Annotated in this window: 1 protein-coding gene; it reads left to right on the plus strand. The window is 42.4% G+C overall.

Annotation, left to right across the window (positions count from 1 at the left end; all coding sequences use genetic code 11):
• Positions 1–566 (plus strand): radical SAM protein (locus tag A3761_RS04505; protein ID WP_156491590.1); only part of this gene is annotated, 566 nt, incomplete at both ends.

Consider the following 566-nt stretch of genomic DNA (forward strand, 5'->3'; position numbering starts at 1 on the left):
GCATGCCGAATGTCGGGCGTTTCTTTTTGGCAGATGGTGATGCAATGACTTTGTCGTTCCGCCGCCTCAAAGAAATACTTGAGTGTATTAATCGCTACTTTCCAGATAAAGAACGTGTTACTGCTTATTGCTTACCCAGAAATATTAAGAAAAAAACGGTAGAAGAGCTGGCTGAGTTGAGAGCGTTAGGCCTAAGCATGGTATATGTGGGCTGTGAATCCGGTGACGACAAAGTCTTGGAATGTGTGGTTAAGGGTGAGACTTACGAAAGCTCTAAAGACGCCTTACTCAAGTTAAAAGCTGCAGGCATCAAGTCTTCCGTGATGATATTAAATGGCTTGGGTGGCAAGAAGTTTTCAAAGCAACATGCCGTTAACTCTGCCAAGCTTATGAATGAAACACAGCCAGAGTTTGTATCGACGTTAGTAGTTTCTTTTCCGATGGGTGAAGAGCGCTTTAGGGCTGGATTTAATGGTGATTACGAGCCATTAGAACAATTGGATTTATTTCATGAGATTCGTACCCTGATTGCTAATTTTGAACTGGAAAATACAGTATTCCGTTCC

This window comes from Oleiphilus sp. HI0123 (assembly GCF_001635315.1).